Here is a 21413-nt window from a genome sequence, read left to right as displayed (position 1 = left end):
GGGGGATTTTTTCGTTTCTGGAACTTTGGGATTGCTGAAACGTAAATAGATGCTAGAATGGAGTAGGAACAATTTCCCAAAGGAGATGACGAATTTTGAAGAAATCCTTGAAGGTTGGTCTCATTACGGCCGTTGCTGCCGTCTCTATGTCGATTGGAGCTGTCGCGGACACGGCCCTGGAGGAAATTAAAGCGTATTTGAACAAAGGCGTATCCATTGAATTGCAAGGGAACGTGTGGACCCCGAAGGACGAAGACGGGAATGTGCTGCACCCGATTACATATAACGGCAGTACATATCTCCCGGTTCGTGCCGTTGGGGAAGCCGTTGGCCTGAAGGTCGGTTGGAATGCTGAAACACAGACGGTAGTGCTTGGTGAGGGGCAGCCTGCCGCGCCGGCATCGGGACAGTCCTCGCGGAGTAATCCCGCTAAGATTGGGACTAAAGTAAACGTTACCGCTGACGGGTTTATCGATAATTACAAGGCGGCGATCTCCGTAGACGAGACTTTACGCGGAGATGACGCGTGGAAAAAAGTATCGGCAGCGAATCCATTTAACAGCAAGCCGAAAGACGGTTACGAATATCTCTTAGCCAAAATAAGCGTGAAGATGGACTCTGTCGGCAAGGAAGGCGCAAAGGTAGATATCTCGCGGGTTAACTTTACGCTGGTTTCTGGCGAAGGTAAGGATTATGACACTCTAATTGGTGTGGTCATCGATCCGGACATTCGCACAAGCCTTTATGAAGGCGCCTCGCATACCGGGTGGGCCGTGTACCAAGTTAAAACAGATGATCTGAAACCAGTTATCACGTTTGGTCGAGAGTATGACGGCAGCGGCGGTGCCTGGTTTTCGACAAAATGATAAGGACGTCCCCGCTGGCTTCGGCCGGCGGGGATTTTTTTTTTTATTTGCCCGTATATCTCATCTCGGATATAATGAGAACACATGTTCTTATTATGGAGGTGCAAACCCAGTGGCAAAGATGCTCCAAGCGCAGCTGCCGTCCGAACGGGAGATTCAGTTGATCAAAAATTTCATCATCCTGCCGCTTGTCTTAAATGTGTTTAGCCGTGACATGAAGAAAGTCGAACAAGAGCATTTGTTTAAAACGTTCAAACCGTATTTAGCCATGTATGGGCAGGTCCTGGATAAAATCACGAAGGACATCACCAAGGTAAAACGCGAGCTCGTTAAGGCCGGGATCAAGGTGCATGACGGGACCCGGACGAAGGACGAGCTGATCCATGAATACTTATGCCGGGGGTATACGGGGAAGTTCGCGATGCTATGGAAAACTCTGGCCGCTGAGGTGGAAATCTTAATGAATCATTATCTGGGCGTGTACGAGGCGGAGCTGATAAAAAATTCTTTAATATAGGCTCGAAGAAACGAAGCCCCTACCAGCTTAATGCCGGTGGGGGCTTCCTACGTTTGCCCACAAATTGCCCACAATGGGGGAAATTCTGGCCTGTTTTGGCCTGTTTTAAGAAGGGCAAAGACGGGCAATGGAAAACGCCGAGATGCCTTGACGGGAAAGGGGCGAACGGGCATAGAAGGGCAGGGACGGGCAACCTAAAAGCAATTTGAGTCGAACTACAATATGTCGAATTTGCTGTACCGCCAGACGAACTAATTTCCGTTCTTCCGATTAGTCATATCTCAGAGTAAGAGGCTGTGGAACTGTCCCAAAAGGGCGTCGGCGTGTTAGCCGGTCCCACAGTTATGTGCAAAAGACGCTTCCCGAACCACTGTAGAGGTGGTGAGGGAAGCGTCTTTTTGTGGTGCAATTTCTGGCCGGGCCGGGCGGAACACCAAAAAATGACGGGGCAGCCCCTTTTGGCGTTGTACCGCCCAATCCGCCAAGCAGCCTAACACGCTGTCGGCAAGACTCCGTGTTAACCCCGCCGTGAGAAAGTTGCCCGTGGCCTCTCCCCAATCCGCAGTAATACCGATTTAACCACAGCCAGTCTTTACCGCGGCCCGGTAACCTCTTCGCGAATGCGGCGGCACAGCTCGTCCTCGCCGATCAGCCCGGACCAATACTTTTTGAGCAGCTGGCGCAGGGCGGTAAAGGCGGTGTAAGACAAATTCAGTCCGCTGTGGAGCCGGTACGACGCCATAATCTCGCGGAACAGAAAATAACGCGAGGGCCGGTTCATCCCTTCGCCGGATTGCAGCGGAGCTTCAGCCGCCTCTTTCCTCACCGGCAAGCTGAGCGTCCCGGCCCGGATGAGGCGTTGGGCCCGCGGCGAGGCGAAATAATCGGCGAGCTGCCGAGCGGCTTCGACATGTCTGGAATGCTTGGATACGGCGACGCCGATGACGTTGACGAGCGAGCGCTGCTCGTACGAGTAGGGCAGCGGCGAGATATCGTAATCGAGATTCGTATTTCTGAACTCGTTAATCGTCATATAGTTCGTCATGATCATCGATACTTTGCCTTGCTGAAACAGCTCATTGACGTCGTCGCTGTTCTCGGACAGATAGCTCGGGAATATCGAGCGGTCGGAGATGATCGTTTTGCACAAACGAATGCAGTCCAGCATCGCCGTTCCTTCCAAGTTGTCCGAAGCTTCGCCGCTCTCCCCTTGCCCGAACTTCATGCCGCTTTGCAGCAAAAAGGCCGGCCATCGGTTGTCCGACAGCAAATAAAAGTACAGCCCGTGGCGAACTCCGGGCACGGTCAGCTCCGCCGCGCGCCGGATCGCTTCCGCCCACGTCCAGCCGCCGTCCGGTTCGGACACTTGCGATTCCCGGAAATGGGCCCGGTTGTACGCAAGGATGATCGGCGAGAAAATGACGGGACGCACGTAAAGTTCCCCGTTATAAGTGAACGCTTCCTGCGCAAACGGGTACAGCGATTCGTCGGCGGGCAGCCGTTCCAGCAGTTGTTCCTGGAGCCAGTTCCGGTCGATCATATTTTGAAAATCGAGATTATTAATCGTAAATACATCGAACATTCCGTTGTCGACATATTCCTTCAACGTATCCATATAGTCGGGGCTTGACTTGATGGGCAGCGTCTTGACGCTGATGGACGGATGGAGCGAGCGGAAATCGTCCAGCAGAGCGGCCAGGCCAATATCCCGTTCGATGGAACTGTGATAGCCGAGGGTCAGTGTGGCGGCGCCGGCAGGGACCTTCTCCGTAACTTTGCTCCCGATCCGGTCGAGCTTGACGATAAGACCTTCCTCCACAAGGGTGTCAAGCCCTTTGCGGACCGATTTGTTGCTTAACCCGTATTTCTCGGTCAGCGCTTTTTCCGAAGGAAGGTAGTCCCCGGGGCCGTACGCGCCTCTCCCAATCTCCGAACGCAGGCTGTCGATCATGGATTTCAGACGGGTGCCGAACGTTTTGCGGCTTGGCTTGTCGGAATCGTTCATCAGCTCAAAACCTTTCCGTAGACAATTTCAAATCCATCATACCGGAAGTAAATCAAAAAGTACAGCAGACTGCTGTATATGGGGTAGAAATGAAGGCGAATAGGCACTGGAAAATAACAATTGACACATTCAAAGCTCGTAGTTATGATAAAAGCGAAAAATATACATCAAGTTGTACATCAGTTTTAACAAAATACAGTCGGTTTCGAATAAGATGTACATCAGTTTGAGGTATGTCGCGGGCGAATCGGCAATCGAGGGGAGAAAAAACGGATGAAAACGGTTAAAGTCGGTATCATCGGCTGCGGAAATCTGGGGAAAACTCATGCCAAATGCATTGCGGAACTGGAAGGAATGGAGCTGACGGGGTACTGCGACGTCTATGAGGAAAGCGCCAAGGCGATGCTGGAGCAATTCGGGGGCAAATTCGCTACGAGCGACACGGAGACATTTTTTAACGATCCGGAGCTGGACGCCGTCTACGTTACGACCCAGCACGATACCCATGCCGAATACTGCATCCGTGCGCTGAATGCCGGCAAGCACGTGCTTGTAGAGAAGCCGCTGGCGATGACGATGGAAGATTGCCTGCGGATCGGCGAAGCGGTGACGCGCAGCGGCAAGACGCTGTTTACGGCGTTTAAGATGAGATATTACGAGCTGCTCTGGAAAGCGAAAGAGCTGATCCCGCAGCCGGTCATGGTGACGATGCAAATGATGGACAACCGCTGGGGAGACGGGATCTGGGCGAATGATCCGGTGAAGGGCGGCGGTAACGTGCTCAGCCAAGGCTGCCACTCCGCCGATATCCTGCGCTTCGTCGCGGGCGGCGAGCCGGTTGAGGTGTATGCCGCTGGAGCGAACTATTATCAGAAGAGCGGCGTCGTCGATAACATGACAGCTGTCTTCCGCTTCGACAATGGCGCTGCCGGTTGTCTGGTGCAGGGGGACAGCGCCTGCCCGCCGCTGACGAGCAAGTTTTTCATGCAGCTGTTCGCCGAAGGCAAATCGATTACGATCAGCGATCGCCTGACTACGCTTACGTATACGGAAGCCGGCAAGGAAACGCAGGTGTTCCAGGGGACGGAGTCCGGATTTATGGAGGAGAACAAAGCGTTTCTCCGCTGTCTGCAGGACGGAACGCCGGCGCCGATCGACCACGTGGACGGTTTGTACGCCACGCTGATGATTCTTCAGGCGTTCGAGTCGCTGGGCAGCGGCAAGCCGGAGCCGATCAAGGAGGTTGTCGAGCGGGCGATTTCGAAGGATGGCGGGAAGGTGCTGCCGGCATGAAAATCGTTCAGACGAAGCATGCGGTTCAGAAAGAGCCGCTGCTGTCACCGTTCGGTTTTAAAGGAGCGTATTTGTCGGAGCTGTGGCAGTCGGTAACGCTGCTTGCGGGCGACAACGGCGAAGCGGGGATCGGCGCGGGCGTTCAAAGCGTGCTCTGGTCGGATGCCCGGGTATTCGTCCAGTACGGTGAGGCGGCGGGGAATAAGATGATGGCGGACATGACCCGCCACGCTCTCTCCAAGCTGGCTGGAGTGTCCTACGACACTCCGTTCGAACTGCTGGACCAATTGCTCCCGGACGTGTACGAATACGGGAGAAGCTCGATCGGATTGAGCGATCTGAGAAGCACATTCGCCTTGAACGCGCTGGTTACGGTCGATCAGGCCGCCTGGGGGGTGTACAGCAGAGGGAAGAGCAGCCGTTTCGGGGAACTGGTGCCGGAAGAATACCGCTCTGCCCTCGCCGAGCCGCAGGACAATCTCGCAAGTATACCGCTCATCCCCTACGGGATGTCGGATAGCGGGATTAAGCAGGTGCTGGACGAAGGATACTTTCTGCTCAAAATCAAGGTTGGGGCCGATCCGGATCAGGACGGCTGCCAGGATAAGATGCTCGAGTGGGACTGCAACAGGCTGACGGCGATTCATAAGCTGGCCTCGGCCTACGGAACCGAGTATACCCGCAATGGCAAAATCGCTTATTATTTGGACGCCAACGGCCGGTACGACGGCAAAGAGCGGCTGAAGAGGCTGCTTGATCACGCTTCGCGAATCGGTGCGCTGGAGCAGATCGTTCTCTTCGAAGAGCCGTTCGCGGAGGAGAACAAGGAAGACGTCTCCGATCTGCCGGTCCGGCTGGCGGCGGACGAAAGCGTTCATGACGAGCACGACGCGCTGGAGCGGATCGGCCTCGGATACGGCGCGCTGGCTTTGAAGCCGGTCGCCAAAACGATGAGCATGAGCCTCAAGGTGGCGAAGCTGGCGCGGGAGCGCAACGTGCCGTGCTTTTGCGCGGATTTGACCGCGAACCCGTTCCTGGCCGATTGGAACAAAAATCTGGCGGCCCGGCTCGCTCCGCTGCCCGAGCTGAAGGTCGGCGTCATCGAGACGAACGGTCACCAAAATTATCGCGACTGGGAGCGGATGTTAAGCTGGCATCCGCGTGCGGGGGCCGGGTGGATCGAGGCGCAGAGAGGCATGTACCGGCTCGCACCGGACTTCTACGAGACGGCGGGTGGAGCGCTCGATATCGGGGCGCATTATGAAGCGTTATTTCAAGGAGGAGCAGAGCAATGACTGTACTGAAAATCGGACTCGTCGATCTGGATACGTCCCATCCGGGCAGCTTTGTCCCGATTCTGCGCAAGCTCGGACACGAAGTTGCGGCCGTCTATGACGGAGGCATCATCAACCCGGAAGGGTATGCGGCCAAGTTCGCTCAGGATCAAGGGATCGCCACAGTGTGCGAATCGGTAGCCGATATGGTCGACCGGGTGGACATAGCGCTGATTCACAGCTGCGACTGGGATATTCATATCGAACGCGCGCGGCCGTTCGTGGAAGCCGGTAAAGCGGTGTTCCTCGATAAGCCGATCGCCGGCAACGTACGCGACCTGAACCAGATCGTCCAGTGGGTAAAAGACGGCGCACGCATCACCGGCGGCTCTTCGCTGCGGAGCTGTAACGAAGTGCGGGAGTGGCGTACGCAAGACGTCCCTGCCGAGGAGTGGGTATATGCGCTCGCCGGCTGTGCCGTCGACGAATTCAACTACGGCATCCATGCGTATTCGATGCTGCACGGGCTGATGGGACCGGGCGTGCGCCAGGTCCGGTATATCGGCGGTTCGGCTGAAAGCCAGCGCCAGTACGAGCTGATGTGGGAGGACGGACGCCGGGGAGTCGTCAGCGTAGGCAAAACTTCGGGTTACTTGCCGTTTTACGCGAATGTCGTCACCCAGAAACGGGTGGATTACATCAAGGTGAACAACGGCAATCTGTACCAGTCTTTATTGGAAACGGTGCTGCCTTATTTGGCGGGTTCCGCTCCGGCCGATATCGCCATCGAACAGCTGGTGGAAGTGGAGCTGGCCGCGATTGCAGCCAAGCTGTCGTTCGAGCAGGGAGGCGCTACGATCGCCTTGAACGAAATTCCGGAGAGCTACGCGGGATATGACGGGGCAGTTTTTGCAAAATCGTACAAGGAATTAAAGTACCCTTCAGCGAAGTAATGGACGTTGCAGATCTGGAAATTGAAGGGGATGGAAGACCGATGGAGTTAATCACGTTGTATCACGACGATCCGATCGTGGTAAAACGGGCTACGGACATTGCGAAGCCAATAGGAGCAGCTAAGGACACGGCGCTGTTTTACGTACACGGCGGCGGCTGGAGCGCGGGAGCCCGGGATGCGTTTCACCCTCACCTGGAGCACTTCTCCAAGCTCGGCTACTGGTGTGCGAGTGTAGGCTACCGGCTCGCTCCGGGCGCCAAATGGCACGAGCAGTTGGCGGACATTATGGACGGTTACGACCGGTTCATCCGTTATCTGGAGCAGTCTGGCGCAGAGATCCGGAAGATCGTTGTGCTGGGCAGTTCCGCAGGCGCCCATCTGGTATCGCTGCTCGCTCAGATGGAGCCGGAAGAGGCGGTAAGTGCAGGAGCGTCGCTTCACCTGCAGGGACCTTGGCGGAAGCCGGATGCGTGCGTATCGATCAACGGTCCCGGGACTCTGGAGTTATGGCCGGATATGAACGAGGAAATCAAGACGAGCATCGAGAAAGTGATCGGCGCTTCTTATGGCGATGCGACTGACAAATTCGCCCTCGCTTCGCCGGACCGGTACGTGAAGGCGGGTGGGCCGGACTTCCTGTTCCTGGTCGTCGAGCATGAGAAATATTTCCCTCACGAGTATGTGTACCGGATGAGCAAGCGGATTCAGGAGCTCGGCGGATCGTCCGAGGTCGTTTATTTTGCAGACGCCCAGCACGGTTTCTTCTACGGAGTATCGAGCGCGATGCAGAAAAAAGCGATGGCGGTATTGGAACCTTTCGTAGCCGGGCTGTAAGGGCGGACCCGGATTTTCGGAGCGGAGAGGAGTCGTTCGCATGTTGCTGCGGCCGTATGAATTGCTTATGCCGCCGGTTATTCCGGCTGTCGTCGGTCATGAAGTGAACGTGTATTTCGATAATTTGATTTGCGGGGAAGCGACCCGGTACGATTTTGACGTAAATGCCCCGATCGGCCGTCACCGGAATGAAGGGTGGACGTGCGTGCCGGAGCAGCCGGGAGATTATCCGCTTACGGTGGAAGTGTACTCGGAGGAAGGCGAGAGGCTTGATGCGGGAAGCACGATCGTCCGGGTGAAACCGGCCGATGCGGGAGCTGGGAGTCATCGGCGCGTTATGTTTATCGGCGACAGCACGACGGGGGCCGGTCAATATACAGCAGAGCTGCTGCGTTTATTCTCGGGAGACCCGGCCGATCTGACGCTCGTCGGCACCCGGGGGACGGCGCCCAATGTCCATGAGGGCCGGGGCGGCTGGAAGGTGAAGGATTACTGGGAGCATCCGGAGAGCCCGTTTCTCTTTGACGGGGGGAGCTTCGACTTCACCCGGTATATGGAGACGAACGGCCGGCCGGGTCTGGACGACGTCTGCATCCATTTGGGGATCAACGATGTGTTTCACTTTCAGGAAGAAGGTTCGATGGAGCCGTTTCTGCTGAAGAACATGACGCTGCTGGAAGCGATCATCGCGAATATAGGGAAGTATGATCCGGGCATCCGCATCGGCATGATGCTCGTTATTCCGCCGTCGCGCACACAGGACAGCTTCGGCAGAAGCTACGGCGCGATTCATAGTCGCCGGAAGTATAAACGCAAATGGTTCCAGTGGAACCGGGAACTGCTGGCACGTTTCTCCGGCCGTGACGGGATCGAACTCATCCCCTTGCATGTCAACCTGGACGGTGTCCGCAATATGCCGACCGAATCGGTCCGGGGCAACGCGCGCAATCCCCGGAGCGAGATCATTCAATCCAACGGCGTTCATCCGGCGGTTGAAGGGTATCAGCAGATGGCGGATATGCTGTATGCTTGGTTGAAGGCTTAAGCTTGCGCGTGCAAGCTTAAGCGCCTGCTGCAAATCCGAAATAAAGCTGTTCCAGCGACCGCCCCGGCGGCGGGGAGCGGCTTTATTTCAATTGCCGGTGCACAGCCGAATTTTGCTCAAAAGTACAAATTTCCTGTTCATTCGGCTAAAGCTTTTTGGTATCGGCTGTGTATATGATAGGGCTGAAATCTAATGTTTATTAAAATGGGGAGTGAACGCTGTGCTGCTGTGCGGAGTGAGTGAAGCAGACATTACACCGGCGCTTGGAAGTACGATTCCCGGCTATTTTGCCGACCGGAAGTCGACGGGGATTCTGGACAGGCTGTACGCGAAGGCGATCGTCGCCGAAGCGGATGGAAGCGCTGTCGCATTTGTCGGGCTGGACACCATTTTGGTGCCGACGGGGGTAGTCCGACGAATTCGGGAGAGAGTCGCCCGATTTACGGCTATACCGCCTGATCGCGTAATGGTTTCGGCGACGCATACACATACCGGACCGGCTGTCGTGTCGACGACGTTTCTGGAGGCGGATGAATCTTACCTGGAATGGCTGGCGGACAAAGCGGCCGATACGGTCATACTTGCGTATAACAGCCGGCGTGAAGCGCGAATCGGCTTCGGGTCGGGGCATGAGGCGGATATCGCTTTCCACCGGCGGTTCTTTATGAAGGACGGCACGCTCAGGACCAATCCGGGCTTGCGCAATCCGGAAGTGGACCGCCCCGCAGGACCGATCGATCCCGAGGTCGGTGTTGTCCGGATCGACGACGCGCAAGGACGGCCGATGGCGGTCATTACCAATTATGCCGTCCATACCGACACGGTCGGGGGGACCGATTATTGCGCCGACTTCCCGGGCGAGCTCTCGGTTATGCTGAAGAAAGCGCTGGGCGAGCAGACGGTCAGCTTGTTCATGATGGGGACGAGCGGTAATATTAATCATTACAACGTGATGAACGGTCGGATCGAGGATTATGCCAAGCCGTCGCGGCATTATATCAAGATGGGACGCATTTTGGCGGGCGAAGTGCTGAAGGTCCGGGAGAAAATCGGTACCTCCGGCGAAATCAAAATCGGCGAACGGCATTCGGCCGTTACGCTGCAATACCGTCAACCGACGGAAGAGCAGATTCAAGCTGCGCATGAGGCGCTCGACCGGCTGCCTGAAGGACATGTGGAGCGGAATTTCGCCAAGGAGCTGCTGGAGGCGGCCAGACGCGGGGAAGGTTCCACGGAAGCGGAGATACAGGCGATTACGATCGGCGAGCTGGCCATCGTCGGCCTGCCTGCGGAAATTTTCGTCGAGTTCGGGCTGGATATCAAGGCTCGCTCTCCATACGGGCAGACGCTCATTAACGAGCTGTGCAACGGGTTTGCCGGAACGTATGTGTGCACGCCCGAGTCTTACCGGCTCGGAGGGTATGAACCGCGGATCACCTCGATGAACCGGCTGCAGGAGGAGACCGGGGATCTGTTCGTGCAAAGGGCGCTTGAGCATCTGGAGGAACTGAGATCGGCCACTTAGTGCGGCAGCGGGCTGTGCGCATCAGATCAGGAGAAGTGAATACGAAGTGAGTAGGACAGGCAGAGTCTTCCGTGCGAGGACGTGCCTGTTCTTTTTTGCATAAACTCGAACTCGCGGTCTCATGAAGTGTCTATCGTGATATAATGGAACAAAATGCTGGTTAACCCGGACCCGTCCGGACAAACGGAAATGAATAAAACCCGGCATCAGCTGGTTGTCCAGCGAATAACCGGGTGTTCGGTACGAATGCGATTAATGGGAGAACCCGCCGCTCAATTGTTGCTCAGCGATTTGAACCAGACGACGAGTGATATTGCCTCCGATTGCTCCTGCATCACGGGTAGCCATGTACCCCATGTACCCGTCTTGCGGGATTTGAATGCCGAGTTCCTGAGCCACTTCGTATTTCATTTGGTCCAGAGCCGCATTCGCTTGAGGGACTACCAGCGAGTTGCTGGTACGGTTTTGTCCTTGTGCCATCTATATCACCTCCGTTGATAGCTAGTACAATTTCAGAGCTGTCCGATTAGGATGAAAATGCGCCGCCAGGCGGCCAATTCCTGTCTTCAAGCCATATCTTCGCTCTAAATTTGTACTAGTAGTATGAGCAGAAAAATAAGGAATACTCATGCCCGAAACTGGAAAATCGGACCAATTCATCCGCGTTCTACAAATCCGGTGTGCCGGACAAGGAAAGCAATTCCGGGAAAAGTGGCGAAAAGGGGGAATAGCCGTGTTCGAACTGAAGGTGGGCCGGATGTCGTTCGATAAAGGGCTGCAAATTATTCAAGCGGACGTGAGGCTGTCGATCGACGGGGAACTGCTGATTGAGGAGCCGCTTTGTCTGGATGTAGGACTTCCCGCGCTTCTGTTAAGCGGCTTGGAGAGTACGGAACCGAACCGTTTTGCTTCGGCGCGGGAGTGGAAACGGATGCCGTTTTTCGTATGCGGTTGCGGCGACCCCGAGTGCAGGGCTCATTCGTTCCGGGTCAACCATCTGGGCAATGGAACGGCGGAGTGGACACTGCTTGAAGAATCGCAGGACGGAACTTCCCGCGAGCAGGAATCGTTCGTCGTAGCGGCCGCGCAGTGCCGCGAGCAGTTGCTCGAGCTGGGGGAGCGGTTCCTCGCCTACACAAGCGAGCTGGATTACCGGCCTTATTTCCCCGATACGCTGCCGGTCGTACGCGAACTGGTGGAACGTTTGAAAAGCGCGGAGGATTGCAGGAAGATGGAAGCCTGGGCAGAACATACGCCGGAATGAAGAAGAACGCCCGGTCCTTTGACCTGAGGCGCTCTTGGAAGGGCTGACGGCATATGCCGATATTCAGTTTCGGGCCTGCAAGCTTGCGTGAGCTTACCCGGATTTAGTTGACCAGCAGCGACTGAATGATCTCGTCCTTCTGCATCAGCGAATCGAGCTGCAGGCAGTTGTTCTCCGGCGATTCGATCGTCCAGCCGGCCACCTTCGTGCCGCATACGACCGCGTCTTTCAGAGCCAGCCCGCGCATCAGTCCCATCGCCGTTCCGGAGAAGAAGGCGTCACCCGCGCCGCTCGTATCCTGCACGTTCACCGGAAACGCAGACTGCTTCCCGAACTCGCCGCTTTCGGCAACCGCATACAGCGAGCCTTCCGCACCGAGCGTGACGACGAGCGAAGCGAGACCGCTTTGCCGCATATAGCCGAGCATCGCATCGCGCTGGCCGCTTTCGTCGAGCTCATGAACCGGGGTTCCGAGCAGACGCTCCGCCTCCACATGGTTGCAGATAAAGCAGGCGAGCCCGCTCATCAGCTCGGGATGGCTCATCACCACGTCGAGGTTGCCGGGGATGCCGTACACGGGCTTCCCATGCTCCTTGGCGAGCTTGAGGACGGTTCTGGAAATGTTCGCGTTCAAATCCAGTTCGAGCATAATATGCGAGGACGCGCGCACGATCTCGTCTCCGCGCTGCGATATCATCTGTTCCATCGCCGATAAATCGGGCATTTGCGAGATGGAGCCGGCGAGATCTCCCGCCTGATCCAGGACGGCGAGCCACATGCCCATACCTTCGCGTTCCGCTTCCGCTACATATTGCGTGTCCGTATTCGTGCGGCGAAGGCGCAGCAGCACCTCCTGGCCGAGACCAGCCGCGTCGACCGACGATACGAAACGGGTCGGTACGCCCATTCTCGCCAAATTCTCGGCTACGTTTCTTCCGACGCCGCCGTGTACGAATTGAATCGAGCCGAGGTTTCTTCCAGTCGGAATGTACGAATCCCGGGCAAATCCTTTGCAATCGATAAAGACGGTGCCAATCACCGCTGCTGACAAGCTCATCTCCTGATCTCTCTCCTTAACCTCGTTCGATTTCCAATACGACTACAAGTTCCAGCGTCTGTCCCGGCTCAACAGCGCGCATGCCCGTAAGCTCCGGACCGGCTTCCAGATTCGGCGCGTCCGGCGTCCAGGTAAGCGGCTCCAGGCAGATGATCTCTTTGGTTTCGCCCATCGTATAGACGACCCATTGGGTAAACGGTTCGTTGCCGCTGTAACGGATCGTATAGCCGGGCTTCGACAATACGGCGGCCGAAGGCTTGTCGCCGATCCGGAACGCCATGTCCATATCCTGCCCCTGCAAATTCAACCTGTCGTTCAGCGCTTCGTAACGGCCGAGCGGCAGGCGGTTCCCTGTGGCGAGCAGCTTCTCGTTCAGCTCCCAGATGTCCGTCACCGGCATTTTCAGCGTCCAGGCCTCAGGCTGACCGTCAAGCAAAAACCACGTATGCAGCCCAAAGCCGAATGGAGCGGGCTCCGTGCTGTCGTTGCGGAACGAGAACGTTTGCGTAAGGGTCGAGCCGTTAATCTCCGTCCGCAGGTTCACCGTCAAATCGTGAGGATACTGCGAAGCCAGCTCGGGGAAATCGGACGTCCGGAATTCGGTTGTGACCGAAGCGGCGTCCCCCTCGGCGTGCGTGTCCACAACCCGCCAAGGCCGGTTCCGTGCCATGCCGTGAATATGGTGACCGTCCGGCGTATTTACTTCCAGCTCGTACGTTCTGCCGTTAAACGGAAACGTCGCGTTGCGTACCCGGCTTGGCGGAAACAGGACCGGAAAGCCGTAGTGAACCGATTTTTCGCGGAGGCGGGCTACGCTTTCCGGTACGCGCACGACGTCGCGTTCTGCAATGCGGTCCCACAGCCGGTAAGCGTTGCTGCCGATTTCGGGTATGAGCGATAACGAAAAATTACTGTTTTCCAGTACATATACCTCTGTCTGATCCCACTGCTTTTGCTCGACTGTAGCCATTATTCGATGCTCCTTTGCGGATCGGAATTCACGCTTTCCATTGTAGCAAACGGAACCTGCGCTGTCATTCGTCATTTCCCCGGGCCGGCTGATGCGCAAAAGAAAAACTACGACCTGAAGTCGTAGTTGCGGGGTGCCAGGGTGCGGCTATCGCTGGATGCATATCCCCGGGCGAGTCACGTTCCCGGAAAAAACGAACCTGCGCGCTGAGGGGAACGGTGAGACTTACTGCCTGCGGCTACGCACCGAAGTCGTAGTTGGGGTAGACGTACTGCTCCTTGGGCGCCTCGATTTTCGACAGCTGGGGCGCTTGGATCACCATCAGCTCGGAGCCGCCGAACTTGGTTTTGCCGATCGTGCCGGTCAGCTCGATCCATTGGTCGGCCGCATACAGGTTCGCTTTGTCGGACTCGACCAGGACGCCGAAAGGTGCGGCATCCGCCGAGCAGCACTGGATGGAGAACCGCGCGATGACGAATTGCCGTTCATTCATCGTCTCGTCCCGGTAGACGAACCCGCTCAACTTGACCTTTTTGCCGGTAAATTGGTCGGCGTACAAATCCAGTGTCGTCAGCGTTTCGATGTACAGCTCCTCGGGTACGGTGATCAGGCCGGACGGGTACAGCTTGCGCGCATGTTTCGCGAACGCTTCCGTAAACATGTCGAACGGAAACAGCTTCTCGAGCTCAGCGTCCGTAAGGGACGGTTTCGGGCCGGCTTGGGTACGGGTGTCGGATAAGGCGGCCTCCTCTGCGGGAGCGGGCTTTGGCGGCGGAACGGACTCGGTCTTGGAAGGCTCGACCGCCGGCGAAGCTTCGGGAGATGCGGGGCCGGGCTGCGCACCAGACGGCGGAGAAGCGGTTTTGATGGCCGCCGCGCTGTTCAGATTCATCCCTTTTTTGGCTGCCAGGGAGCTTCCCATCATCGTGTCCGGCATCAGAAAGCCGAGCAGCAAGGGGAAGGCGAACATCCCATAAACGACGGTGGATTTCCAGGGAGAGCCGGGGGTGTGATCGTGACCGCAGTCGCAGCTGGCGCGCCGTTTCCAATAGGCGGACAAGCCGGTGTACAGCTGATGAGCGCCGACGGCGTACAGCCCCAGGGCGGACAGCTTCACGTACAGCACCATGCGCGGAGAGATGTAGTACAAGATCCGGTCGGTTTTGACCAAATAAGCGATATAAGCGGCAAAGCCGAACAGCAGCAGCGCTTTAATCGTCGGATGAACCCAGGCGCGGGTGTAACTCATAAGTCATAATCAGCTCCAATCGGCAAAATGACGGTACGTCCTCGAACGTAAGATAAGGCCCTTACAAGACAAGCAGCTCCAGCGCGCGTGCGCCGATCAGGACGACGACAGCTACCAGGGCGGTCAGCATCAGGATAAATCGGATGCGGAAGACGGACATCAGCATCAGCGTATTTTTCAAATCGATCATCGGTCCGAACACAAGGAACGTCAGCAACGAGCCGGACGTGAAGGTCGTGGCGAACGAGGAGGCGACGAAGGCGTCGGAGGTCGAGCACAACGACAGCACGTAGGCGAAGCCCATCATAAACAGGTGGGAGCTCCAATCGCCCTGTCCGACGGCCACCAGGCTCTCCCTAGCGACGACGGCCTGGATAATGCCGGTCAGCATCGCTCCGAATATTAAATATTTGCCCATCTCGAAAAACTCGTCGGAGGCGTGGCTGAGCGTCGACAGCAGCCGGTTCGTTTTGCGCGGAGCTCCGGCATGGCCGTGGTCATGATGATGATGATCGTGATGATTGTGATGTTCATGCTGGTGATCATGGTGATGGTGATGTTGATGTTGAGGGCCGTCTGCATGTTCATGGCGCGGCGTCCCGATCAGAGAGAGAAGGCTACCGGAGTTTCCGCTGCCCGGCTGCAAGGCAGTGGAAGGCGCAGCATGAAGCCCGGGCTCCCCGCGAAGCGGGTTCCGTTTGACGAACGCATAGATGTACAGGCCGATCGCGGCCGCTACGACAAAGGCGAGCCCCATTCTGGAATAGGCCATCTCGGGCCTGGAGCGGAAAGCCATGTAGGTGGAAGCATACACGACCGGATTCAGGACAGGTCCGGCCAAGATGAATGTAACGGCTATGTAGACGGGCATTCCTTTGCGCATCAGCCTGCGTACGATCGGAATCATGCCGCATTCGCAAAGCGGAAAGATCAGGCCAAGCGTGCAGGCGAAAACGACGCCAAGCACCGGATTGCGTGGAGTCCAGCGCCGGATCGTCTGTTCGGAGACGAACACCTGGAGAAGCGCCGAGAACAAGACGCCCAGCAGGACGAACGGGATGGCCTCCAGGATGATGCTGATAAAAATCGTTTTGAAGTTGGCCCACGGAAAAGCGGTAAGGATCGACAAATCGGGCAGCGGTTTGCGGGTTACGATCAGCGTTAGCAGGACGAGGCAAGCCAGCCCGGCCAGGAGCGGTCCTCTGCGCAGCAGCGTTTGCAATGGGAATTCCTCCTCAAAGTTTTGCGAAGCAAAACTGCTTCGAAAGCATAGGCTGAGTTTTACGAAGTAAAACTTAACTTCGAAAGCATGGGCTTGAGTTTTGCGAAGCAAAACTTAACTTCGAAAGCATAGACTTGAGTTTTGCATGCCAGTCCATCTCGAGAAACGTACAAAACGATCAGCCAGATCCAACGAGCAGCTGCCATGTTTGGGATTGCGGGCACTCTTCCTTTGGAAGTACCAGATTCAGGTTTTTTCAAGGTTGGAAGCTTACGGGACATAGCTGCTTAGGAAACGGATTCAAGATAGATAGCTGCTTTGCGGGCGATGGATTCGCCGGCAAGCGTGCTTCCGTCGGGCCCGGTGGCTGCGGCAGAAACAGTATAAACGTATGCGGACGAGCGGCCGGTTAGGACATGTTTTTTCCAGTATATCACGATTTATTCGTAAATGTTACTGTTTAAAGAAATGAAAGCGGGCAAATCGCTAACCGGAAACCTTTTCGTTTCCGAATGAGGGAGGCGAAACGGTTCAACTTGGCCCGAATAGCAAAGAACCCCATAACCACGAAAGCGGTCAAGAGGTTCAAGGCACTTGCGGATATGGTTACAAGGCCGTGTGCCATACTGGCGGTTAACCGACTGACCTTGATGCAGCGGCACACAGTTCTGGCATGGCATGTTGCCGGGCTTGTCCGGCAACTGATCCGGCAATGCGAATGGGCGCAGCTCCCTGCGCGCCGTGCCTGTCGTTCATAAGGTAATCAACCGCCATGTGCAAGGATGCCGCTGGGCTGCCGGACCGTCTGCGGTCTGCACTGCTGAGAAGCCGGGTTACTTGCGGTCCTTGTAAATTTCCCGCATCACATGCCCCAGCTCGGGAACGACGATTCGGGTCATCGCGAGTCGTACCGCGCCGGAAGAGCCCGGCATCGAAAAGACGGCGGTGTTGCCGCAGACGCCGGCCACGGCCCGGCTTAAAATCGCGGCAGGTCCGATATCCTCCGCATAGCTCAAATACCGGAATATTTCGCCGAAGCCCGGCATCTCCTTATCCAGCGTATCCCGGACCGCCTCGTAGGTCGTGTCCCGCATTGCGATTCCGGTGCCGCCGTTAAGCAGAACCGCCTCGACGTTAACGTCTTCCGCAGCTTGGCGCACGAGCTCGCGGATCGGTTCGTATTCGTCCTTCACGATCCGGTAGCCGACGACCTCGTATCCCCCTTCTTCCAGCAACGAACGCATCAGCTGTCCGCTTGTGTCCGTGTCGGGGGTGCGCGTATCCGATACCGTGACAACTAAACAGCGGACGGTGGACGGCGCTTCCTTGCGATGCTCCTCGACGGAGCGGGTCTCGTTGTGCATGGCAACATGCCTGCCTTTCTTTTCAACATGCTTCGACTATACGTTTTTTTGAGCTGCCGGACAAGGGGAAAGAAGGCGAGCGGGCGCAGCGCTCCGGGCTTTTCCGTAATTGACTGGGAGTGGCTTTGCTGGTATTATAGATGTTATGCTGTCATAGTTGAAAATTAGCGGACCTTTCCGCATGATTTGCGGGCTATTTGGCGTTCGATAGAAAAGGAGGTGCGTAAGATGCGCGTTATCGTTACTTTGGCGTGCACCGAATCCGGTGATCGCAATTACACGACTTCGAAGAACAAGAAGACTCATCCGCAACGGATCGAGATGAAAAAATATTGCCCTCGCCTGAAGAAGTACACTCTTCACCGCGAAACCCGCTAATCCGCAGGCAATAAGCAAGAAGCAAGCGATGACAGGAGCAAGTAGGATGACGATTTCCCGCTGCAGAGAGCCGGTTGGTGCTGCAAAACCGGTGCGGAGCGTCGTCCGAATGGGTCCTGGAGCATGAAGCCGAAACGGACGCTGCCTTTAAGGCGGCGCTTTGGAGTAGGCGGAACGGCAGTTCCCCGTTACCGGAACGTCTAAGGTTTTACGTATGAAGGCGACTTGTGCCCGGACGTAAAACGAATTAGGGTGGTACCACGACCTCTCGTCCCTTGCGGCGGGGGTTTTTTGTTTTTTCTGACGAAAAGGAGGAGCTCGAAATGAAACGCGTATTGTCCGGTATTCAGCCGAGCGGTAATTTGACGCTTGGCAATTATATTGGCGCGATGAAAAACTTTGTAAAGCTGCAGCATGATCATCAATGTTATTTTATGGTCGTAGATCTGCATGCGATCACGGTTCCTCAGGAACCGGCTGCTCTGCACGAACAAACCGAAACGGTAGCGGCTCTGTTCCTGGCGGCAGGGATCGATCCGGCGAAGGCGAGCGTGTTCCTGCAATCCCATGTCTCCGCCCATGCCGAGCTTGGCTGGCTGATGACGACGCTTGTGTATATGGGCGAGCTGGAACGGATGACCCAGTTCAAGGACAAGTCGGAAGGCAAGGAATCGGTAGGGGCCGGCCTGTTCACCTATCCTGCGCTGATGGCCGCCGACATTTTGCTGTACAACGCGGATCTCGTACCGGTAGGTGACGACCAGAAGCAGCATCTTGAGATTACGCGGGACCTGGCCCACCGGTTCAACAAGCGGTTCGGCGAGCAGTTCATCGTACCGGAGCCGTACATTCCGCAGGTGGGCGCCCGCATCATGTCGCTGGACGATGCGTCCAAGAAGATGAGCAAGAGCAACCCGAATCCGGGAAGCTCCATCGCCCTGCTCGACGAACCGGACGTGATCCGCAAAAAAATCAGCCGGGCTGTAACCGACTCCGGGCGGGAAATCAAGTACGATCCGGCGAATAAGCCGGAAGTGAGCAACTTGATGAGCATCTATTCGCATTGTGCCGATCTGAGTATCGCCGAGATTGAAGCGAAATACGACGGACTCGGATACGGACCGTTCAAAAAAGATTTGGCTGAGGCGGTCGTAGGCGCACTTGAGCCGCTGCAGCAGCGTTATCGCGACATCCGCAGCTCCGGCGAGCTGAGAACGATTTTGCGTCAAGGCGCCGAGCAGGCATCGGTTATCGCGAACGAGACGTTAAGAGGCGTTAAAGAGAAGATGGGCTTCGTGAAACCGTAAGCGTTAAGCGATGCTGGATTCAACTAAATAGGTTCTGGGCGGCTAAACGAACCCTTATCCATAACGACTGTCCTTGCGTAAACGGTAGTTTTGCTTGGGGGCGGAAAAAGTGGAGCTTGGCCCGACACGGATGCCAGATTCGAAAAAAAACCGTAGCCGATCTTTCATCGGTTACGGTTGTTTAGGTTCCGCGCTTGAATCCGCCCGGGCTTCGTTTTTGCGGCGAAGTTTGGCTTTGAGGACGAAGCCCCAGCCGATAAAGGCGATGGAGACAACAGCCAGGAGCAGCGCGCCGAGCAGGCTGCGGTAGCTGAGAGCGGCGCCTATGCCGACCAGCAGGAACGTGCCGACAAATGCGAACAGTAAAGCGAGTGTGCGACTCATGCTTTCACCCCGTTTCTACTTTAAAGTGTACAGCCTTTGCGCTTGAACGAAAAGGAGTATGGACTGCAGCGGCAAAGGATTAAGCAAAGGGACGCTTTACCGACGGCCCGGGCGGAAGCTTATAAGCTTTCGAACTGCGAAACCGTACAGCGGTACATATAAACCTACGAATCCGAAGCCGGACAAGCGATCGGATTACGGGGGGATTCCGCACCAGAAAAACTTCGAAAGTTTTTTATAAACCTCGCGCATATATTTCGTTCTACGTAACATAATAAGTTTGCAAGCTTGCAAACCACCTTTACAAACATGAACGCAGATTGAAAGGAGCGCATCATTATTATGGCAAAAGGTCAATCTCGCAGCAGCAACTCTCTGGTAGTCCCTCAAGCAAACGCAGCTCTGGACCAAATGAAGTATGAAGTGGCTCAAGAGCTCGGCATTCAAATTCCGCAAGACGGTTACATGGGTTACATGGCTACTCGCGACGCAGGTGCGATCGGAGGACATATTACCCGCCGTCTGGTGCAAATCGCCGAGCAACAACTGTCCGGCGGCGCACGCTAATCGCCGGGTCAGCCTCGCATAAGCGTTGAACAAGCTCAAGGGACCGAGTCCCTTGAGCTTTCCTATTGATTAGGGAATCGTGCCGGACACGGGTCGCACGCGCGTATGCCCGAAAATATCGCCAACAAGAAAAAGAAGCGCTTCTCGCGCTTTTTTTCCTGAAACGATACAACTTCGCAGTTCTTCCGGAGCCCGCGCCGGAACTTCTTTTTCCAGCATAGGATAAGGGGCCGACATACCCGATATTCCGGGCCGGTATGTGCTTAAGGGTTATACGTGCTGATCTTCAGCTTCTTCTCGACACGTCCTTCGCTGCGCCATCCTACATACGAGTCGATCGCGCGAAGCTCTTTATCCATCAATACGACGGCTACGAACGGGTACTGCTTGCGGTGGCGGTAGCGAACGTCGGTCCAGCGGACCTCATAACCCCAGGAATGTTCCTTCACTTCGGCGCAAGCCGTAGAGGTGAAGTACAGAAACGCGGCTACGTCCGGATGGCTCTTGGTTGCGTCGATCGCCGCATGGTCGTGACAACGGACTTTGTCGACCCAGCGAAGCTTGTTGTTGCGGAATTCGCCGATCGTGTAATGATTCGGCTCCGTCTCTTTTACCACATTCCATGCGTACAGATGGATCGTCGGTATTAAAATGTATCGGTGCGTCGGAGCGTACTGAGGGTCCTGCAGCTTAAGCCGCCTGGCCACGCCGAAATGTACGATCGTCCTCCATACATAATACAGAGCCAGCAGTCCGTAAAGTACCGTAAAAATTTGAGCGGGCGGGGCCATATGAACCGACCACATAAATATCGCGATCAAATGGGACGAGAAGATGACCGGATCGAAAATGTGAATAATGTTCCATGAAATCCACTTTTCCGTAATGGGCCGGAATGCTTGTGTACCGTAAGTGTTGAACAAATCGCTGAACACGTGAAACGCTACGGCGATAAACACCCATAGAGCGAGGTGCGGTACGGAAACGCCCCTAAACAAGACGGCTAGCATAAGCGTAATCAAGGCGGTCCAGATGGCGACGGCGGGCAGACTGTGTGATTTTCCGCGATGGTTGCGAATGTACGACGCGTTGCTGCGGAAGCGCAGCAGCCCGTCCAGGTCGGGTGCCTGAGAGCCAAGCACGGTTCCGATCAATACGGCGGTAGCCAAAGCGGAGTCAGATGCGACTGCGGGATCCACATAGGCCAATCCGGCCAAACCGAGTCCGACTACCAGATGCGTTCCAGTATCCAAAAGATGTCTCCTCCTCATCGGTCTTCCTTGTTATCATAACACGACTGGCGTTAAAATAAAAAATATAAAACGAATTGGGCGGGA

The 21413-nt window shown here is 55.9% G+C and carries 21 protein-coding genes and 1 other annotated feature; of the genes, 12 read left to right on the top strand and 9 right to left on the bottom strand.

Annotation, left to right across the window (positions count from 1 at the left end):
- Window positions 1-95 precede the first annotated feature (95 nt).
- Together IDH45_RS06230 and IDH45_RS06225 are read left to right on the top strand one after the other, a co-directional pair.
- On the top strand, window positions 96-866 hold the full coding sequence (locus IDH45_RS06230) for a stalk domain-containing protein (RefSeq protein ID WP_190925726.1): 771 nt from the start codon (window positions 96-98) through the stop codon (window positions 864-866).
- Between the two features lie 112 nt (window positions 867-978).
- Window positions 979-1383 (top strand): hypothetical protein, encoded by a 405-nt coding sequence (locus tag IDH45_RS06225; RefSeq protein ID WP_190925725.1) that lies wholly within the window; start codon window positions 979-981, stop codon window positions 1381-1383.
- Window positions 1384-1975: 592 nt separating this feature from the next.
- Here IDH45_RS06225 and IDH45_RS06220 read toward each other — a convergent pair.
- Window positions 1976-3388 (bottom strand): extracellular solute-binding protein, encoded by a 1413-nt coding sequence (locus IDH45_RS06220; RefSeq protein WP_190925724.1) that lies wholly within the window; start codon window positions 3386-3388, stop codon window positions 1976-1978.
- Window positions 3389-3661: 273 nt separating this feature from the next.
- On the opposite strand from IDH45_RS06220, the gene IDH45_RS06215 reads away from it, so the two are divergent.
- The 6 genes from IDH45_RS06215 (at window position 3662) to IDH45_RS06190 (ending at window position 10314) form a co-directional block, all read left to right on the top strand.
- Window positions 3662-4681, top strand: a complete 1020-nt coding sequence (locus IDH45_RS06215) for a Gfo/Idh/MocA family protein (protein ID WP_190925723.1) — start codon at window positions 3662-3664, stop codon at window positions 4679-4681.
- Window positions 4678-5976 carry an enolase C-terminal domain-like protein gene (locus IDH45_RS06210; protein WP_190925722.1) on the top strand — a complete coding sequence of 433 codons (1299 nt, stop codon included), beginning with the start codon at window positions 4678-4680 and terminating at the stop codon, window positions 5974-5976. Before IDH45_RS06215 ends, IDH45_RS06210 begins: the two co-directional genes overlap by 4 nt.
- Window positions 5973-6908, top strand: coding sequence for a Gfo/Idh/MocA family oxidoreductase (locus IDH45_RS06205; protein WP_190925721.1), 936 nt, complete (start codon window positions 5973-5975; stop codon window positions 6906-6908). The genes IDH45_RS06210 and IDH45_RS06205 overlap by 4 nt, the downstream gene beginning before the upstream one ends.
- Window positions 6909-6949: 41 nt before the next feature.
- On the top strand, window positions 6950-7744 hold the full coding sequence (locus IDH45_RS06200) for an alpha/beta hydrolase (RefSeq protein ID WP_190925720.1): 795 nt from the start codon (window positions 6950-6952) through the stop codon (window positions 7742-7744).
- Window positions 7745-7784: 40 nt separating this feature from the next.
- The gene (locus IDH45_RS06195; RefSeq protein WP_190925719.1) at window positions 7785-8789 is read left to right on the top strand and encodes an SGNH/GDSL hydrolase family protein; all 1005 of its coding nucleotides are present in this window, start codon (window positions 7785-7787) and stop codon (window positions 8787-8789) included.
- Between the two features lie 220 nt (window positions 8790-9009).
- Window positions 9010-10314 (top strand): neutral/alkaline non-lysosomal ceramidase N-terminal domain-containing protein, encoded by a 1305-nt coding sequence (locus IDH45_RS06190; protein WP_190925718.1) that lies wholly within the window; start codon window positions 9010-9012, stop codon window positions 10312-10314.
- Window positions 10315-10566: 252 nt separating this feature from the next.
- Here the strand turns inward: IDH45_RS06190 and IDH45_RS06185 are convergent, their stop codons facing one another.
- A complete protein-coding gene (locus IDH45_RS06185; RefSeq protein ID WP_190925716.1) occupies window positions 10567-10794 on the bottom strand; it encodes an alpha/beta-type small acid-soluble spore protein in 228 nt (75 codons plus the stop codon).
- 253 nt (window positions 10795-11047) lie between these two features.
- Here IDH45_RS06185 and IDH45_RS06180 point away from each other — a divergent pair, with 253 nt between their 5' ends.
- Window positions 11048-11578: a hypothetical protein gene (locus tag IDH45_RS06180; RefSeq protein WP_317891153.1), complete on the top strand. Its 531-nt coding sequence runs from the start codon at window positions 11048-11050 to the stop codon at window positions 11576-11578.
- 103 nt (window positions 11579-11681) lie between these two features.
- Here the strand turns inward: IDH45_RS06180 and IDH45_RS06175 are convergent, their stop codons facing one another.
- The 5 genes from IDH45_RS06175 to IDH45_RS06155 all read right to left on the bottom strand — a co-directional run bounded on the left by IDH45_RS06175 (window position 11682) and on the right by IDH45_RS06155 (window position 17440).
- The gene (locus IDH45_RS06175; protein WP_190925715.1) at window positions 11682-12635 is read right to left on the bottom strand and encodes a carbohydrate kinase family protein; all 954 of its coding nucleotides are present in this window, start codon (window positions 12633-12635) and stop codon (window positions 11682-11684) included.
- Between the two features lie 16 nt (window positions 12636-12651).
- Window positions 12652-13605, bottom strand: a complete 954-nt coding sequence (locus IDH45_RS06170) for an aldose 1-epimerase (RefSeq protein ID WP_190925714.1) — start codon at window positions 13603-13605, stop codon at window positions 12652-12654.
- Window positions 13606-13843: 238 nt separating this feature from the next.
- Window positions 13844-14854, bottom strand: a complete 1011-nt coding sequence (locus IDH45_RS06165) for a TIGR03943 family putative permease subunit (RefSeq protein WP_190925712.1) — start codon at window positions 14852-14854, stop codon at window positions 13844-13846.
- A gap of 61 nt (window positions 14855-14915) precedes the next feature.
- Window positions 14916-16076, bottom strand: coding sequence for a permease (locus tag IDH45_RS06160; RefSeq protein WP_190925711.1), 1161 nt, complete (start codon window positions 16074-16076; stop codon window positions 14916-14918).
- 833 nt (window positions 16077-16909) lie between these two features.
- On the bottom strand, window positions 16910-17440 hold the full coding sequence (locus IDH45_RS06155; protein WP_190925710.1) for a MogA/MoaB family molybdenum cofactor biosynthesis protein: 531 nt from the start codon (window positions 17438-17440) through the stop codon (window positions 16910-16912).
- A gap of 228 nt (window positions 17441-17668) precedes the next feature.
- Here IDH45_RS06155 and rpmG point away from each other — a divergent pair, with 228 nt between their 5' ends.
- Together rpmG and trpS are read left to right on the top strand one after the other, a co-directional pair.
- The gene (rpmG, locus tag IDH45_RS06150; protein WP_120751850.1) at window positions 17669-17818 is read left to right on the top strand and encodes a 50S ribosomal protein L33; all 150 of its coding nucleotides are present in this window, start codon (window positions 17669-17671) and stop codon (window positions 17816-17818) included.
- A 19-nt stretch (window positions 17819-17837) separates the two neighbouring features.
- Window positions 17838-18097: a binding site (T-box leader), on the top strand.
- Window positions 18098-18141: 44 nt separating this feature from the next.
- Window positions 18142-19125, top strand: a complete 984-nt coding sequence (gene trpS, locus IDH45_RS06145) for a tryptophan--tRNA ligase (protein WP_190925708.1) — start codon at window positions 18142-18144, stop codon at window positions 19123-19125.
- 171 nt (window positions 19126-19296) lie between these two features.
- On the opposite strand, the gene IDH45_RS06140 is transcribed toward trpS, so the two are convergent.
- A complete protein-coding gene (locus IDH45_RS06140; RefSeq protein WP_190925706.1) occupies window positions 19297-19509 on the bottom strand; it encodes a DUF5325 family protein in 213 nt (70 codons plus the stop codon).
- A 342-nt stretch (window positions 19510-19851) separates the two neighbouring features.
- On the opposite strand from IDH45_RS06140, the gene IDH45_RS06135 reads away from it, so the two are divergent.
- The gene (locus IDH45_RS06135) at window positions 19852-20076 is read left to right on the top strand and encodes an alpha/beta-type small acid-soluble spore protein (RefSeq protein WP_190925705.1); all 225 of its coding nucleotides are present in this window, start codon (window positions 19852-19854) and stop codon (window positions 20074-20076) included.
- A 263-nt stretch (window positions 20077-20339) separates the two neighbouring features.
- Here the strand turns inward: IDH45_RS06135 and IDH45_RS06130 are convergent, their stop codons facing one another.
- On the bottom strand, window positions 20340-21329 hold the full coding sequence (locus IDH45_RS06130) for a metal-dependent hydrolase (protein WP_190925703.1): 990 nt from the start codon (window positions 21327-21329) through the stop codon (window positions 20340-20342).
- Window positions 21330-21413: the final 84 nt, after the last annotated feature.

This window comes from Paenibacillus oceani, from assembly GCF_014705615.1.
In the GTDB taxonomy this organism is placed as follows: Bacteria; Bacillota; Bacilli; order Paenibacillales; family NBRC-103111; genus Paenibacillus_AB; species Paenibacillus_AB oceani.
This window is presented reverse-complemented; position numbering and strand designations above follow the sequence as displayed.